The 14,455-nt window shown below is 67.2% G+C and carries 15 protein-coding genes, 1 tRNA gene and 1 pseudogene; 12 read left to right on the top strand and 5 right to left on the bottom strand.

Features of this window, described 5'->3' with window-relative positions; all coding sequences use genetic code 11:
• Positions 1–5 precede the first annotated feature (5 nt).
• The 5 genes from ACK4HL_RS12535 (at position 6) to ACK4HL_RS12515 (ending at position 5,444) form a co-directional block, all read left to right on the top strand.
• Positions 6–443 carry a DoxX family membrane protein gene (locus ACK4HL_RS12535; RefSeq protein ID WP_409760780.1) on the top strand — a complete coding sequence of 146 codons (438 nt, stop codon included), beginning with the start codon at positions 6–8 and terminating at the stop codon, positions 441–443.
• A gap of 15 nt (positions 444–458) precedes the next feature.
• A complete protein-coding gene (locus ACK4HL_RS12530) occupies positions 459–1,211 on the top strand; it encodes a glutamine amidotransferase (RefSeq protein WP_409760778.1) in 753 nt (250 codons plus the stop codon).
• A 224-nt stretch (positions 1,212–1,435) separates the two neighbouring features.
• Entirely contained in the window at positions 1,436–2,449 is a 1,014-nt protein-coding gene (locus ACK4HL_RS12525) for a ligase-associated DNA damage response exonuclease (protein ID WP_409760776.1), read from the top strand.
• Positions 2,446–4,032 carry a cisplatin damage response ATP-dependent DNA ligase gene (locus tag ACK4HL_RS12520; protein WP_409760774.1) on the top strand — a complete coding sequence of 529 codons (1,587 nt, stop codon included), beginning with the start codon at positions 2,446–2,448 and terminating at the stop codon, positions 4,030–4,032. Before ACK4HL_RS12525 ends, ACK4HL_RS12520 begins: the two co-directional genes overlap by 4 nt.
• Positions 4,033–4,214: 182 nt before the next feature.
• Entirely contained in the window at positions 4,215–5,444 is a 1,230-nt protein-coding gene (locus tag ACK4HL_RS12515) for an NAD(P)-binding domain-containing protein (protein ID WP_409760772.1), read from the top strand.
• A gap of 3 nt (positions 5,445–5,447) precedes the next feature.
• Here ACK4HL_RS12515 and ACK4HL_RS12510 read toward each other — a convergent pair whose 3' ends face one another.
• Entirely contained in the window at positions 5,448–6,362 is a 915-nt protein-coding gene (locus ACK4HL_RS12510) for an acetamidase/formamidase family protein (protein ID WP_409760770.1), read from the bottom strand.
• 118 nt (positions 6,363–6,480) lie between these two features.
• Between ACK4HL_RS12510 and ACK4HL_RS12505 the strand changes: the two genes are divergently transcribed.
• Together ACK4HL_RS12505 and ACK4HL_RS12500 are read left to right on the top strand one after the other, a co-directional pair.
• Positions 6,481–7,545, top strand: a complete 1,065-nt coding sequence (locus ACK4HL_RS12505) for a polysaccharide pyruvyl transferase family protein (protein WP_409760768.1) — start codon at positions 6,481–6,483, stop codon at positions 7,543–7,545.
• Positions 7,532–8,926 (top strand): Coenzyme F420 hydrogenase/dehydrogenase, beta subunit C-terminal domain, encoded by a 1,395-nt coding sequence (locus ACK4HL_RS12500; RefSeq protein ID WP_409760766.1) that lies wholly within the window; start codon positions 7,532–7,534, stop codon positions 8,924–8,926. Before ACK4HL_RS12505 ends, ACK4HL_RS12500 begins: the two co-directional genes overlap by 14 nt.
• A gap of 20 nt (positions 8,927–8,946) precedes the next feature.
• Here the strand turns inward: ACK4HL_RS12500 and ACK4HL_RS12495 are convergent.
• Positions 8,947–9,022 (bottom strand) — tRNA-Ala (locus ACK4HL_RS12495).
• A gap of 111 nt (positions 9,023–9,133) precedes the next feature.
• On the opposite strand from ACK4HL_RS12495, the gene ACK4HL_RS12490 reads away from it, so the two are divergent.
• Genes ACK4HL_RS12490 through folD form a run of 3 tightly spaced genes read left to right on the top strand, consistent with a single transcriptional unit; the run spans position 9,134 to position 10,631 of the window.
• Positions 9,134–9,427: a YggT family protein gene (locus ACK4HL_RS12490; protein ID WP_409760914.1), complete on the top strand. Its 294-nt coding sequence runs from the start codon at positions 9,134–9,136 to the stop codon at positions 9,425–9,427.
• The gene (locus tag ACK4HL_RS12485) at positions 9,424–9,750 is read left to right on the top strand and encodes a DUF167 domain-containing protein (protein WP_409760764.1); all 327 of its coding nucleotides are present in this window, start codon (positions 9,424–9,426) and stop codon (positions 9,748–9,750) included. The genes ACK4HL_RS12490 and ACK4HL_RS12485 overlap by 4 nt, the downstream gene beginning before the upstream one ends.
• A 2-nt stretch (positions 9,751–9,752) precedes the next feature.
• Positions 9,753–10,631 carry a bifunctional methylenetetrahydrofolate dehydrogenase/methenyltetrahydrofolate cyclohydrolase FolD gene (folD, locus tag ACK4HL_RS12480; RefSeq protein ID WP_409760762.1) on the top strand — a complete coding sequence of 293 codons (879 nt, stop codon included), beginning with the start codon at positions 9,753–9,755 and terminating at the stop codon, positions 10,629–10,631.
• Positions 10,632–10,655: 24 nt separating this feature from the next.
• Here the strand turns inward: folD and ppa are convergent, their stop codons facing one another.
• The gene (ppa, locus tag ACK4HL_RS12475; protein ID WP_409760760.1) at positions 10,656–11,195 is read right to left on the bottom strand and encodes an inorganic diphosphatase; all 540 of its coding nucleotides are present in this window, start codon (positions 11,193–11,195) and stop codon (positions 10,656–10,658) included.
• A 41-nt stretch (positions 11,196–11,236) separates the two neighbouring features.
• On the opposite strand from ppa, the gene ACK4HL_RS12470 reads away from it, so the two are divergent.
• Positions 11,237–11,821 carry a hypothetical protein gene (locus tag ACK4HL_RS12470; RefSeq protein ID WP_409760758.1) on the top strand — a complete coding sequence of 195 codons (585 nt, stop codon included), beginning with the start codon at positions 11,237–11,239 and terminating at the stop codon, positions 11,819–11,821.
• A gap of 16 nt (positions 11,822–11,837) precedes the next feature.
• On the opposite strand, the gene typA is transcribed toward ACK4HL_RS12470, so the two are convergent.
• Positions 11,838–13,670: a translational GTPase TypA gene (gene typA, locus ACK4HL_RS12465; RefSeq protein WP_409760756.1), complete on the bottom strand. Its 1,833-nt coding sequence runs from the start codon at positions 13,668–13,670 to the stop codon at positions 11,838–11,840.
• Positions 13,671–13,796: 126 nt separating this feature from the next.
• On the opposite strand from typA, the gene ACK4HL_RS12460 reads away from it, so the two are divergent.
• Complete coding sequence (locus ACK4HL_RS12460; protein WP_409760754.1) at positions 13,797–14,255, top strand: J domain-containing protein; 459 nt, start codon at positions 13,797–13,799, stop codon at positions 14,253–14,255.
• Here ACK4HL_RS12460 and ACK4HL_RS12455 read toward each other — a convergent pair.
• Positions 14,252–14,455 (bottom strand): annotated as a pseudogene (locus ACK4HL_RS12455) (alpha/beta hydrolase); the annotation flags it as partial. The gene ACK4HL_RS12460 and the pseudogene ACK4HL_RS12455 sit on opposite strands and share 4 nt — an antisense overlap.

The following is a 14,455-nucleotide window of genomic DNA, read 5'->3' as shown; positions in this document are numbered from 1 at the left end:
AGCCCATGGCCCGTCTCCTCGAAGCGATGACCAACCTCATGGAGCGCATCCCGCATGCGCTGATCGGCCTTGCCGGCCGCCTCTCACTCGCATGGATCTTCTGGAACGCGGGGCGCGCACGCATGGGCGGCAGCTGGAACGTGCTCGAGCCGCGCGGCATCACCATCTCCATGCTGCGCGGCGGCTACGACATCCCGCAGATTCCCGCGGGTGCTGCGGCCATCGCGATCCAGACGGCGGAACTGGTGCTGCCCGTGCTCCTTGGCCTCGGGCTTGCAAGCCGGTTCGCGGCGCTGGGCCTCCTCCTGCTCATCGCCGCCTTCGAGATCTTCGTCCAGCCCGGCCCCTATGCGCTGCATGGCGCCTGGGCTGCAATCCTGCTGATGATCATGAAATACGGCCCCGGCAGCCTCTCGCTCGATCATGCGCTGGGCCGCCGCTGAACGAGCCATGATGCGATGACGCGCGACATCCTCATCGTCCTTCACTCGGAAACCTCCACACCCGGCCGCATCGGCCACATGCTTGTTGCCAAGGGCTACGGTCTCGACATCCGCAGGCCCTGCCTCGGGGACGATCTGCCGGAGAGCCTCGAGGCACATGCGGGCGCGGTGATCTTCGGCGGCCCGATGAGCGCCAACGATCCCGACGGCTGGATCGCCCGCGAGATCGACTGGATCGGCGTGCCGCTCGGGGAGAAGAAGCCTTTTCTTGGCGTCTGCCTCGGCGCGCAGATGCTCTCGAAGCATCTGGGCGGCCGCGTCGGGCCACATGAGGATGGCGTGGTCGAGATCGGCTACTATCCGCTGAGCCCGACGGAGGAGGGCCTCGCCATGGGCCCCTGGCCGGACAAGGTCTATCACTGGCATCGCGAAGGCCTCACGCTGCCCTCGGAGGCGGTGCGCCTCGCCACCGGCGAGCATTTCGAGAACCAGGCCTTCCGCTATAACGGGACAGCCTATGGCATCCAGTTCCACCCGGAGGTGACGCGCCTCATCATGCATCGCTGGGGCGTGCTCGGCGCGCACCGGTTCGGCCTTCCCAACGCCCAGGACGCACGCGCCCATCTCGAAGCCAATCTCCTGCATGATGCCGCGGTGAAGGCCTGGCTCTCGCAGTTCCTCGATCACTGGCTCTCGTCCCAATCCGGCGGAGCATCGCACGCGGCGCGCGAGTGTGTCGCGATGGAACGCGAGCTTTCTCGAATTTAAGTCTTTCTTTCCGCACTGGAAACCCTTTGGAAACCCTGTTCCGCCATGATCGTCTTCATGGCAGGCGGTCCCCGCGCGGGACGGGCGCCAGGGTCGAACCGGGATCAAGGTACTGCGTACCCGGTCACCAGTTTCGGCGGGGAACCCAGCGGGTAGGGTTCCCCGCTTTTCATTTGTGCCGCCGCCTTGCGGAACGCCGCGCCAGGCATGACATTCTGCCGGTGATGTCCGCTCCGCCATCCTTCCAGTCCTGGCTCCGCCCCGGCCCGCAGGGGCTTTATTGCGTGCCCGGCGATTTCCATATCGATCCTGCCGCCGCCGTGCCGCGCGCGGTGATCACCCACGGCCATTCGGACCACGCGCGCCCCGGTCACGGCGCGGTGCTCGCCACGGCGGATACGCTCGCCATCATGCGGCTGCGCCTCGGGGAAGGGTCGGGGGCGAGCACGCAGGCCCTGGCCTATGGCGAGCCGCTGAAGGTGAGGGACGTGACCATCCGCCTCGTGCCGGCGGGTCACATACTGGGCTCCGCGCAGGTGGTGATCGAACATGCGGGCCAGCGGGCCGTGATCTCGGGCGACTACAAGCGCCACCCCGACCCGACCTGCGATCCCTTCGAGCTCGTCCCCTGCGATCTCTTCGTGACGGAGGCGACCTTCGGCCTTCCGGTCTACCGTCACGAGCCGGATCAATCGGAAATCCGCAAGCTCCTCGCTTCGCTGCGCGACTTCCCCGAACGCACGCACCAGGTCGGCGTATACGGGCTCGGCAAGTGCCAGCGCCTGATCGCGCTCTTGCGGCGCGCCGGCTACGAGCGGCCCGTCTGGCTCCACGGCGCGCTCCGCGCCATGACCGATTACTACGTCTCGCGTGGCTTCGACCTCGGCGAGGTGCCCTCCGTCGCCGATGCGCCGGACAAGCTTGCCGGAGAGATCGTGCTGTGTCCGCCCTCGGCGCTCGGCGACCGCTGGTCGCGACGCTTCGCCGACCCGCTCTCGGGCTTCGCCTCGGGCTGGATGAGGATCAGGGGCCGCGTGCGCCAGCGCGGCGTCGAGCTTCCTCTCATCATCTCCGATCATTGCGACTGGCCGGAACTCCTCCGCACCGTCGCCGAGACGGGTGCCTCGGAAGTCTGGGTCACGCACGGCCGCGAGGAGGCGCTGGTGCATGAGCTCGGCAAGCGCGGCATCGCAGGCCGGGCGCTCCGCCTCGTGGGCCGGGAGGACGACGCCGAATGAAGGCCTTCTCCGAGCTTCTCGACCGCCTCACCTACACGCCTGCCCGCAACGGCAAGCTCATGCTGATGCGGAATTATTTCCTGTCGACGCCCGATCCCGACCGCGGCTTCGCCCTGGCCGCCCTCACCGACGGGCTTCCCATCTCCTTTCCCCTGCGCCGCGTGCTGGCAGAGATCGGCGAGAGCCGCTTCGACCCCGAGCTCTTCCGCATGTCGCGGGACGACGTGGGCGACACGGCGGAGACGGTCGCCCTCATCTGGCCCGCCGGCGAAGGAGAGCGCGATGCGCCCCGCCTCTCGGAGATCGTTGCGGCGCTGTCGCGCGCCGGGCGCTCGGGCCATGCGGCTCTACTCACGCAATGGCTCGACAGGCTCGATGCGACGGGTCGTTGGGCGCTTTTGAAGTTCCTCTCGGGCGCGCCGCGCGTCGGCGTCTCGGCGCGGCTTGCCAAGCAGGCGGTGGCCGATGCCTTCGGAAGGAGCGTCGACGACATCGAGGAGCTCTGGCACGGTCTGGAGCCGCCCTACCTGCCGCTCTTCGACTGGCTGGAGCAGAGGGCCGATCGACCTTCGCTCTCGGCCATCCCTGTCTTCCGCCCGCTGATGCTCGCCCATGCGCTGGAGGAAGCCGACTGGGAAGCAATGGAGGTCGGCGATTTCGCCGCCGAATGGAAATGGGACGGTATCCGCATCCAGGTGGCGGCGAAGGGCGGCACGACGAGGCTCTTCTCCCGCACCGGGGACGACATCGGCCAGAGCTTCCCCGAACTCCTCGACCACTTCCGATTCGACGCGGTGCTCGATGGCGAATTGCTGGTGGTGCGCAACGGCGAGGTGGCACCCTTCTCCGATCTCCAGCAGCGCCTGAACCGCAAGACGGTGACGCGCGCCATGGTGACGAAGTATCCCGTTCACGTCCGCTTCTACGATGCCCTCGAGATCGGCGGGGAGGATCTCCGCGGCCTCTCCTTCCTCGACCGCCGCAAGAGGCTCGAAGGCTGGCATGCGAGCTTCGGCCCACCCTTCAGCGACTTGTCGGAACTCCTCTCTTTCGAAAGCAAGCAGGCACTCAAGGCGCGCTGGGAAGGAACGCGCGAGGAGGGGATCGAGGGCCTCATGCTGAAGCGCAAGGAAAGCCCCTATCTGGCAGGCCGCCCCAAGGGCCACTGGTACAAGTGGAAGCGCGCGGCCTTGACCGCCGATTGCGTGCTGCTTTATGCGCAGAAGGGGGCCGGCAAGCGCTCCTCCTTCTATTCCGACTACACCTTCGGGGCATGGATGGAGAAGGAGGGAGAACCGGTTCTGGTCCCGGTCGGCAAGGCCTATTCCGGCTTCACCGACGCCGAGCTCGTCGAGCTCGACCGATTCATCCGCCAGAACACGGTGGAGCGCTTCGGCCCGGTGCGCTCGGTGGCGCCCAAGCTCGTGCTCGAGATCGCCTTCGACGCGATCCAGCCCTCCGCCCGCCACAAGTCCGGCATCGCCATGCGCTTCCCCCGCGTCTCCCGCATCCGCTGGGACAAGCCCGCCGCCGAAGCCGACACCCTCGCCACGCTGAAGGCGCTGATCACCGCGCAGCGCTGATGCGAGGGCTGCACGCGCCGCGGCCGGAAGCGGCGGGCGGCGATAACGGTGGCGGCCGGAGAGATTGCGTGGTATGCTTAGTCCTTACTTACCTTGCTAAGGTTGCCTTTGTCGCCCGATGAATGCTGTGAATGGGCAGCGTTGCGATCGTTTTCATTATTCAGTTTCCGGTAGGCGGTCCCATGATCGAGCGCCATGACACGGTTATCGTCGGAGGCGGGCAAGCGGCTCTGGCGATGAGTTATTGCCTGCAGCAGCGCAATGTCGAACATCTGGTCCTCGAGCGCAAACGGCTTGCCGAGCGCTGGCGAAGCGAGCGGTGGGATTCCCTCGCCTTCCAGATGCCGAACTGGTCGCTGCAGCTTCCGGGCATGGGCTATGAGGGAAGCGATCCCGACGGCTTCGCGACCCACGGCGAAATACTGGCTTTCATCGAGCGCTACGCGGAGCGCATCAAACCTCCCCTGCGGGAGGCAACCGAGGTCACCTGCCTGCGGGCGGCGGAAGACCGCGGATACGAGGTGGAGACGCCGGACGGGCTCATCCGTGCTGATCGCGTGGTCATCGCCACCGGTCCCTTCCACGCCGTTGCGGTTCCCGAGTTCGCCGCGTCGCTGCCGGGCTCCGTCTACCAGATCGGAGCCGCCCACTACAAATCACCCGAGGCGCTGCCGGCGGGCAGCGTGGTGGTCGTCGGGAGCGGGTCCTCGGGAACACAGATCGCCGATGAGCTTCTCCGGGCCGGGCGCCGCGTCTTTCTCTCCGTGGGCAAGCATCGCTATGCGCCGCGCCGGTACCGCGGCCGGGATGTCATCTGGTGGTACGAGAAGCTCGGCCGTTTCGACGTTCCGATCGATGCCTTTCCCGGACGCCGCTATCCGCCGCCCACCGTGATGACCGGGGTCGACGGCGGTTACGACCTGTTTCCGCGCAAGCTCGAGCGGGAGGGTTGCGTCCTCGTCGGGCGGATCGAGGGCGCCGCGAACGGCTGGCTCGTGCTGGGCAATGACGTCGACAGCGTGCTGCAGAATGCCGACGCCTCCTGCGCGGAGTTCATCGCGGCCGCCGATGCCCTGGGGGATGAGATCGGCCTGCCCCCGCGGTCGGGCGAAGATGCCGGTCTTCCGCCGCCGTCCTGCGCGGTCAGCGAACCCATGTGGTCCATCAACCTGAAGGCGGAGAACGTCACCTCCGTCATCTGGGCCTCGGGTTATGCCTGTGACTATTCCTGGCTGAAGGTGCCGGTGCTCGACGAGCGCGGCTCGCCCGTCCAGTCTCGCGGGATCACCGCCTGCAGCGGCATCTACTTCCTCGGTCTCCACTGGATGCACACCTTCCGTTCGGGGCTGCTCTCCTATGTCGGCGGCGACGCGGCCCATGTGGCGGAGCACATGTGCGAACGCTCCCGGTAAGGCTCACCGCAGCCCGGCGAGCGCCGCCTTGGCAATGCGGCAGGCCACTGAATAGGCGGGGTTGAAGACGTTGGCCACGTCGTAGCGCACGCACTGGCCCATCACGTGGCTCGCCGCCACCTCATCAAGGCCATGTTCCGCCATCAGCCAGTCATGCATCTCAGTCGTGGCGTGCTGCAGCGCCTGGTCGAGCGGCCGGGCATTGCCCACGGTGAAGATCTCCGTGCCATTATCCCCTCTCGGCCAGCCGATGCGCAGGCCCTTGAGAACCTCCGCGGTGAACGTCACCTCCGCCGCCGTCTCGATGCCCGTGCCCACGATCTCGCCATCCGCCTGCTGGGCATGGACGTCGCCGAGGAAGAACAGCGCGCCCGGCACGAAGACCGGGAACATCGCCTCCACCCCGGCGCGGAAGCCGCGGTAATCCATGTTGCCGCCGTGGCGTCCACTGGTGGCGGTCGAGATCGCCTGGCCGAGGTCCGGCGCCACGCCGAAGCACCCGATCATCGGCTCGACCGGGACCGACCATCGGACGAGCCCGGCGGGAGGTTCGGCCAGCCGGGCACGGCCCTTCGCGGCCTCGATCAGCCACTCCGTCTTCTGCCGCTCGGGAAAGCGCGGCACGGCATTCGGGTCCACCACGTTGGGGCTCAGCGTATCGTAGGTCCAGCCGGTGGGCCTCGTCATGCGGATGTCGCGGATCGTCACCTTGAGCGTGTCGCCCGGCTCCGCGCCCGTGATGAAGAAGGGCCCTGTCATCGGGTTCGGCCGCTCGCCGATCTTCTGGCCGCGATGGTCGAAGCCATGGGCGTCGGCGGTGGCCGCCGTCACCGTTTCGCCGCTGGCGATCTCCAGCGCGGGAGGATGGCTGCCGATGGTGTTGAAGAGAGTCGTTGGGATGAAGCGATGCGCCGTCATGTGGGTTGCCCGTAGCCGTAATCAACCGATTGTCGCCGCTTTCCCGGCGAATTGGAAGGGCAAGGGAACAAGCGGCGGGGCTCGCGATTGACTCCGATCAGCCCTGAACGGATCGCTCATGACCCACGCGTTGGACATCGGTGTCCTGACGTTGCACCGCTGCATCAATTATGGCTCCTACTGGCAGGCGCGCTGTCTCCTGGAGGGCTTGCGCCAGCGTGGCCACCGCGCCGTGCTGCTCGACCATGACTGCCCGCGTGCGCGCCGTGCGGAATGGCGCTGCGCCCTGAACCCGCTTCTGCCGCACTCCCTCCCCGGAGCCGAGCGCCGCCGCTATGCTCGAAAGACCCGCCGTTTCTTCGCCGCCCAGGAAAATCTTCCAAGATCGCCCCGCTTTCCCCTCGATGCGCCGCGCAGCCCCGGCCACCACGAGGTGGTGGTGGTCGGCAGCGACGAGGTGTGGAACACGCTGCATCCCTGGTACGGCAACCGCGCGCTGTTCTTCGGCAAGGGTATCAATGCCGCGCGACTCGTCTCCTATGCCGCGAGCTTCGGCACCCACGCCGCCGGAATGGGGCTCGACGCGCATTGGACCGAGCAGCTGCGGCACTTTTCAGCGATCTCCGTGCGCGACGAGAATTCGCGCCGCCTGATCCGCCAGGCGGTGGGACGGGAGGCAAGCCTCGTGCTCGATCCCTGCCTGCAGTTCCCGCCGCAGCTTGCGGAGCCCGCGGGGGAGGGTGATTACGCCCTCGTCTACGGCCACGGCTTTCCGGAGTGGTTCGCGCGCGCCGTACGCAACTGGGCCGATGCACGCGGCCTCCGGCTTCTCAGCGTCGGATATGGCAACGCCTTCGCCGATGAGCAGCGGATCGAAGCCTGTCCGGAGGAGTTCGCCCGCCTCATGGCGGGGGCACGCGCAGTCGCCACCAATTTCTTCCATGGCTGCGTCTTCGCCCTGATCAATGCCAAGCCCTTCGCCTGCGTGGGCAGCTGGTACCGCTTCAACAAGATCCGCGACCTGCTCTGCGAGCTCGGCGCCAACGCCCACGTGGTGGGTGGCGAGGCGGGGCCCGGGGCTTACGCTGCCCTGCTCGACACCCCGCTCGATCCCTGCATCGGCAGGCGCATCGGTGAGTTGAGGCACAGTTCCCAGGGTTATCTCGACCATGCCCTCGGCTGACCGGCCGGCGGCACTGGCGCCCCGTGACGTGGTGAAAGCCGGGCTTTGCATCGGCTGCGGCAGCTGTGCCGCGGCGGAGCCTTCGGCGGCGATGCGCTGGGATGAGCATGGCCAGCTCACGCCCCGCGGGCCGTCCGGCTGGTACAGAGGCCGCAGCGAAAGCTTCGCGCGCCGTTGCCCCTTTTCCCCCGCCGCCCGCGACGAGACCACGCTCGCTCGGGACCTCTTCCCCGGGGCGCCCCATGCCGAAGAGAGGATAGGGCGCCACGAGGCCTGTTACGTGGGACACGCGGCGGAGGAGCCCTTCCGCGCCCAGGGCAGCTCGGGCGGCATGGTCTCCTGGGTCGCGGCGGAACTCCTGCGCCGCCGCCTCGTGGATGGCGTGCTGCATGTCGCGCCCTCCGACCCGCGCGCCACTGGAAGACTATTCTCCTACCGCGTGTCGCGCACCGCGCGAGAACTCAAGGCAGGGGCGAAGTCCCGTTACTACCCGGTCGACCTGGCGGCGGCGCTGCGCGAGGTGCGCGAGCGCCCCGGTCGCTATGCGCTGGTCGGCATCCCCTGCTTCATCAAGGCGGTGCAGCTTCTGCGCCGCGAAGACCCGCTGATGCGCCAGCGCATCGCCTTCACGCTGGGCCTGTTCTGCGGCCACATGAAGAGCGCGCGCATGGTGGAAAGCTTCGCCTGGCAGATGGGCATCGCTCCCGAAGAGATCGCCGCCGCCGAGTTTCGCCTCAAGGACCCGAACCGCCCCGCCAACTGGTACAGGGCCGAGATCGCGACTGCCGACGGCCGTCGCAGCAGCGAGGACTGGTGGAACCTCGCCGACGGCGACTGGGGTGCGGGCTTCTTCCAGAATCCGGCCTGCAACTGGTGCGACGACGTGGCGGCCGAGACGGCGGACATCGCCTTCGGCGACGCCTGGGTGGAGCCCTATTCCTCGGATGGCCGGGGCACCAACGTGGTGGTCGTCCGCACGCCATTGCTTGCGGGCGTCCTGCGCCAGGGGCTGGCCGAGGGCCGCCTGGCGCTCGCGGAGGTCGATGCGGATTTCGTGGCCGAGACCCAGGCGGCGGGCTTCCGCCACCGGCGGGAGGGGCTCGCCCTCCGGCTGGCGCTGCGCCGCGGCCCTCTCAAGCCCATGAAGCGCGTTCGCCCGGGCATGCCGCCGATCACCGCCCGCCGGAAGCTCGTCTATCTCTCTCGCTTCGTCATATCCGCCGCGAGCCACCGCATGTTCCGCGCCGCGCGCGCCCTGCGCTGGCCCGGCCTCTATCTCGGCTGGGCAAAGGGCGCGCTCGCGCTCTACCAGGGCCTCGCCTGGTCGCGAGGCCGCATCGGCAGGCTGGCCGACAGGCTGTCGCCGAAGCGGGAAACGTGAGCATGTTGGAGAACCCTGGATGGTGGAGCGAAGGGGGATCGAACCCCTGACCTCGGCATTGCGAACGCCGCGCTCTCCCAACTGAGCTACCGCCCCGATCCACAGGTGACAGGCTCTTAGTCCCTGCCCGGGCGAGCGTCAAGCTTGCTTGCGGCAGCGCTCCCGCCTACATCTGGACAGAAGCGAAAACTGCAGGGCCCCATGACGATGAACCCGTTCCTCTGGCTGATCCTCACCATCATCAACATCTATTTCTGGATCATCCTGGCAACCGTCATCCTGAGCTGGCTCGTGGCCTTCAACGTGGTGAACCGGTCGAACCCCTATGTGCGCCAGATCGGCCAGGCGCTGGAGCGGCTGACGGAGCCCTTGCTCCGCCCCATCCGGCGCTTCCTGCCGGACCTCGGCGGCATCGACATCTCGCCCATCATCCTGCTCATCGCCATGCAGTTCTTCGGCATGCTGGTGACGCGGATCTTCATCAATCTCGGCTGGGCGTGAACTCACCGCTGCGGCCCGGCCGCGGCGGCATGCTGCTGAGCCTGCGGGTGACGCCGAGATCCTCGAAGTGCGAGGTCGCGGGGCTGCACGTCGCAGCCGATGGCCAGGTCTCGCTGGCGGTCAAGGTCACCGCCCCGCCCGACAAGGGCAAGGCCAACAAGGCCGTCATCGAGACGCTCTCCCGCGCCACCGGCCTTGCCAAATCCGCCTTCGCGATCGTCTCGGGGGAGACGGAGCGCAACAAGTGCCTTCTGGTCACTGGAAATCCGGCGGAAGTTGAGGCATTGATTGCCCGAAGCGTGAATGCAGGGAAGGAAAATTGAATATGGCGAAAGTGATTGACGGCAAGGGCTTCGCGGAAGGCCTGAGAGGGCGGATTGCCAAGGCCGTGTCGGACCTGAAGGCGAAGCACGGCTTCACCCCCGGCCTTGCCGTGGTGCTGGTGGGCGAGGACCCGGCCTCCAAGGTCTATGTCGCCAACAAGGCGAAGCAGACGGTCGAGGTCGGCATGAAGTCGTGGGAGCACAAGCTTCCCGCCGAGACCTCCGAGAAGGACCTGCTGGCGCTCGTCCAGATGCTCAACGACGATCCGGACGTCCACGGCATCCTCGTGCAGCTGCCGCTGCCCAGGCACATCGACTCGACCAAGGTGCTCTCCGCCATCTCGCCCGCGAAGGACGTGGACGGCTTCCACGTGGTGAACGTCGGCAAGCTCTCGACCGGCCAGGATTCGCTCGTGCCCTGCACGCCGGTGGGTTCCGTCATGCTGGCGAAGGACGTGCTCGGCAAGCTCGATGGCCTCGAGGCCGTGGTGATCGGCCGCTCCAACATCGTCGGCAAGCCGGTGGCGCAATTGCTTCTCGCGGAGAACTGCACCGTCACCATCGCGCACTCGAAGACGAAGGATCTCCCCGGCGTCGTCCGCCGCGCCGATCTCGTCATTGCCGCGGTAGGCCGGCCCGAGATGGTGAAGGGCGACTGGCTGAAGCCCGGCGCCACGGTGATCGACGTCGGCATCAACCGCATCGAGCGCGAAGGCAAGGGCAAGCTCGTGGGCGACTGCGACTATGCCTCCTGCGAGAAGGTGGCGGGCGCCATCACGCCCGTCCCCGGCGGTGTCGGCCCCATGACCATCGCCTGCCTCCTCTACAACACGGTGAAGGCCGCCTGCGCCGCCAGGGGCATTCCGCAGCCGGAGATGTGAGGCCGGGGTCTGAGGGGCGGCGCCTTAACCCTTCGCCGCCTGCCTCGCCCGCTCGATCGATTCGAGGATCATCCGCTCGGCCTCGGCCGCGTCGCCCCAGCCCACCACCTTCACCCACTTGCCGGGCTCGAGGTCCTTGTAGTGCTCGAAGAAGTGCTCGATCTGCTTCAGCGTGATGTCGGGCAGGTCGGTGTAATTATGGACGTTCTCATAGCGGCGGGTGAGCTTCGGCGTCGGCACCGCGATGATCTTCTCGTCATGGCCCGCCTCGTCCTGCATCTTGAGCACGCCCACCGGCCGCACCGCCACGAGCGCGCCGGGAACGATGCCGCGCTGGTTGGCGATCAACACGTCGCAGGGGTCGCCGTCGTCCGAAAGCGTGTGCGGAATGAAGCCGTAGTTCCCGGGATAGCGCATGGAGGTGTAGAGGAAGCGGTCGACCACCAGCGTTCCCGCCGCCTTGTCCATCTCGTACTTGATCGGCTCGCCGCCAACCGGCACCTCGACGATCACGTTCACTTCCTTGGGGGGATTCTTGCCGATCGGAATGGCGTCGATACGCATGGCGCTTCCTTGCAGTTGAGCTTTGTGGCAGCCTCTCTGCCATGAGATCTCCCCTCTGGCTATGCTTCTTCTGTCTGTGCCCGGCCGCCGCGGCTGCGGGCGAGATCGCCAGCGCCTATAGCCGCTTCGACCTCGAGAAGACATGCCGCCAGGTGGAGAAGGGCGACGAATACGTCTCCGCCGGCACCTGGTCATGCGGGGGAAAGGAGGGTCCGGAAGTCCTCGTCGCGATCTCGGATGACCGCAGCTTCGTGGGCTTCGGACGCAAGGCGGCGGAAAGCTGCGCCTTCCGCAAGACGTTCGACCGCTTCAATACCGCGCTCTCGCCCGTCGAATGGCGGATCAGCGGCGGAAAGCCCTTCGCCGCCATCGAGCGCTGGCGCGTGGTGACGGATGAGGAGGGCGGAACCCAAACCTGGCTCGTCATAACGGCGCTGAAGGGCGACGGGGCCTGCCACGTCCACTACGTCGCGGGGTCCTATCCCGATGCGAATGAACACGCCCGGCGCGCCGCCGATGATCTGGTGCCGGACTTCGACTGCGAGAACGACGTGCCGACCGTGGATTCGAAGGTTGGCCCGCCCGGCATCGCCATGGTCTCCTGCGGCGAGCTCGCTGCCGAATAGCCCTTGAGGTCCGGGCCTAGGCCGCGTTCTCCGCTTCCTTGGCCCGGCTCACGCGCTTTCTCTCATGCGGGTCGAGGATCGCCTTCCGGAGGCGGATCGACTTCGGCGTGATCTCCACATATTCATCTTCGCCGATATAGGAGAGCGCCTTCTCGAGGCTCATGCGGATGGGCGGCGTCAGGATCATGTTCTCGTCCTTGCCGGAGGCGCGCACGTTGGAGAGCTTCTTCTCCTTCAGCACGTTGATCTCGAGATCGTTGCCGCGCGTGTGCTCGCCGACGATCATGCCGGCATAGACCTTGGTGCCGGGGTCGATGAACATCGGCCCGCGGTCCTGCAGGTAGAACAAGGCATAGGCCACCGCCTCGCCCTCGCCGTTGGAAATCAGTGCACCGGTGTGGCGCGCCGGAATCTCGCCGGCATAGGGCGCATAGGAATGGAACAGCCGGTTCATGATCGCCGTGCCGCGCGTGTCGGACAGCAGCTCCGACTGGTAGCCGATGAGGCCGCGCGTCGGCGCCAGGAAAACGAGGCGCTGGCGGCCGGCGCCCGAGGGGCGCATGTCGCGCAGCTCGCCCTTCCGCTCCGAGACCTTCTGCACCACGACTCCGGTGTGCTCCTCGTCGACGTCGATGATCACTTCCTCGATGGGCTCGAGCCTCTGGCCCGTCTCCTCGTCCTGCTTGAACACCACGCGCGGGCGGCCCACGGTGAGCTCGAAGCCCTCCCGCCGCATCGTTTCGATCAGGATGCCGAGCTGAAGCTCGCCGCGGCCCGCCACCTCGAAGGCGTCGGTTTCGGTCTCGGAGGGGGTGACGCGCAGCGCCACGTTGCCTTCGGCCTCGCGCAGCAGCCGCTCGCGGATGACGCGGGACTGCACCTTGTCGCCCTCCTTGCCGGCGAGCGGGCCGTCATTGATGCGGAAGGTCATGGTCAGCGTCGGCGGGTCGATCGGCTGGGCGGGGATCGCCTCCGTCACGGCGGGATCGCAGATCGTGTCGGCCACGGTGGCCGTGGTGAGGCCGGAAATCGCCACGATGTCGCCCGCCTGGCACTCGTCCACCGGCTGGCGCTCGAGGCCGCGGAAGGCCAGCACCTTGGAGACGCGGCCCTGCTCCACCGTCTTGCCGTCGCGCGACAATGCCTTGATCGCCTGGTTCGCCTTCACCGTGCCGGAACGGACGCGGCCCGTCAGCACGCGGCCGAGAAAGGGGTTGGCCTCGATCGTCGTCACCAGCATGCGGAAGGGGCCTTCCTCCACCGGCGGCGCGGTGAAGTGCTTCACGATCAGGTCGAAGAGCGGCGCCATGTTCTCCTGCGGGCCGGCGGGCGCTTCCGCCATCCAGCCCTGCTTGGCCGAGCCGTAGATGATCGGGAAATCCAGCTGCTCCTCGCTGGCGTCGAGATTGGCGAAGAGGTCGAACACCTCGTTCACCACCTCGTTGTGGCGCTCGTCCGGGCGGTCGATCTTGTTGATGCAGACGATGGGGCGCAGCCCGATCTTGAGCGCCTTCTGCAGCACGAACTTGGTCTGCGGCATGGGGCCTTCGGCGGCGTCCACCAGCAGCACCGCGCCGTCCACCATGTTGAGGATGCGCTCCACCTCGCCGCCGAAATCGGCGTGGCCGGGGGTATCCACGATGTTGATCCGGGTGTCCTTCCAGGTGAGGGACGTCACCTTGGCCAGGATGGTGATGCCACGCTCGCGCTCGAGGTCGTTCGAGTCCATGGCGCGCTCGGCCACCTTCTGGTTCTCGCGGAACGAGCCGGACTGCGACAGCAGCCGGTCGATCAGCGTGGTCTTGCCATGGTCGACATGGGCAATGATGGCGATGTTGCGCAAATTCATGAGGCGCACGGGCTTTCTTGACTGTGGGAGTTGCGGGCGCGCTTAGCACGTGCAGCATGGAAAGGCAATTTAACCCTTGCTTGGCGCTTCTGTGGCAGGAAAGGCGGTATCCAGGAGGCCATTTCCATGTTCGAGTCCTCGTCCCGCGCCACCAGCCGCGCCCTCGTTGCCGTGACGCTGGCGGACGGCACGGTGTCCAACCTGTCGATCCGGCTGCCGCTCACCAACAAGCTGAACGACGCGCTGAACGGCGCCGACTCCTTCCTCGACGTGCAGACGTCCGAAGGCGTCCAGATGTTCATCGCCAAGGCGCAGGTGAGGTCCGTCAGGCTGGTGGACGTGCCGCGCGCGAACCAGCTCAACCTCTACCGCCGCGCCTCGGACGAAGCCGCCTTCGACCCCCACGCCACGCTCAAGGTGAAGAAGGGGGCGACGGCGGAGGAGATCCGGGCCGCCTATCACACCCTGGCCCGGCTCTATCACCCGGACCGGCTCGCCGCCTATGAGCTGCCCGAGGAAGTTCGGGACTACGCCCGCGCCATGCAGGTGAGGATCAACCTCGCCTTCGAGCAGATCGGCCGCTAGGCCCCGCGGCCCACGAAGCTGTCGAAGGCGGCAAGGAATTGCCGGCGGAACTCGTCGCGCTCGGTCAGGATCTCGTGCCGGGCATGGGGGATGAAGGTCAGCGCGATCCCCGGCACCTTGCGGGCAAGCTGCCTGATCCCCTCGTTGCCGACCACCCGGTCCGGCCCCGGCAACAAAAACCAAACCAATACACAGGGACT

This window comes from Aestuariivirga sp. (assembly GCF_046294715.1).
Classification (GTDB): Bacteria; Pseudomonadota; Alphaproteobacteria; order Rhizobiales; family Aestuariivirgaceae; genus Aestuariivirga.
Note: the sequence above shows the minus strand (reverse complement) of the source record. Positions and strands in the feature narration are given on the sequence as shown.

Excerpts from the sequence above, each read along its gene's own strand:
- ACK4HL_RS12520 (WP_409760774.1), top strand. The coding sequence starts at position 2,446 with ATGAAGGCCTTCTCCGAGCTTCTCGACCGCCTCACCTACACGCCTGCC.
- ACK4HL_RS12470 (WP_409760758.1), top strand. The coding sequence starts at position 11,237 with ATGAGATCTCCCCTCTGGCTATGCTTCTTCTGTCTGTGCCCGGCCGCC.
- ppa (WP_409760760.1), bottom strand. The coding sequence starts at position 11,195 with ATGCGTATCGACGCCATTCCGATCGGCAAGAATCCCCCCAAGGAAGTG.
- ACK4HL_RS12525 (WP_409760776.1), top strand. The coding sequence starts at position 1,436 with ATGTCCGCTCCGCCATCCTTCCAGTCCTGGCTCCGCCCCGGCCCGCAG.
- ACK4HL_RS12505 (WP_409760768.1), top strand. The coding sequence starts at position 6,481 with ATGACCCACGCGTTGGACATCGGTGTCCTGACGTTGCACCGCTGCATC.
- ACK4HL_RS12535 (WP_409760780.1), top strand. The coding sequence starts at position 6 with ATGGCCCGTCTCCTCGAAGCGATGACCAACCTCATGGAGCGCATCCCG.
- ACK4HL_RS12490 (WP_409760914.1), top strand. The coding sequence starts at position 9,134 with ATGAACCCGTTCCTCTGGCTGATCCTCACCATCATCAACATCTATTTC.
- ACK4HL_RS12460 (WP_409760754.1), top strand. The coding sequence starts at position 13,797 with ATGTTCGAGTCCTCGTCCCGCGCCACCAGCCGCGCCCTCGTTGCCGTG.
- ACK4HL_RS12500 (WP_409760766.1), top strand. The coding sequence starts at position 7,532 with ATGCCCTCGGCTGACCGGCCGGCGGCACTGGCGCCCCGTGACGTGGTG.
- ACK4HL_RS12530 (WP_409760778.1), top strand. The coding sequence starts at position 459 with ATGACGCGCGACATCCTCATCGTCCTTCACTCGGAAACCTCCACACCC.
- typA (WP_409760756.1), bottom strand. The coding sequence starts at position 13,670 with ATGAATTTGCGCAACATCGCCATCATTGCCCATGTCGACCATGGCAAG.
- folD (WP_409760762.1), top strand. The coding sequence starts at position 9,753 with ATGGCGAAAGTGATTGACGGCAAGGGCTTCGCGGAAGGCCTGAGAGGG.
- ACK4HL_RS12515 (WP_409760772.1), top strand. The coding sequence starts at position 4,215 with ATGATCGAGCGCCATGACACGGTTATCGTCGGAGGCGGGCAAGCGGCT.
- ACK4HL_RS12510 (WP_409760770.1), bottom strand. The coding sequence starts at position 6,362 with ATGACGGCGCATCGCTTCATCCCAACGACTCTCTTCAACACCATCGGC.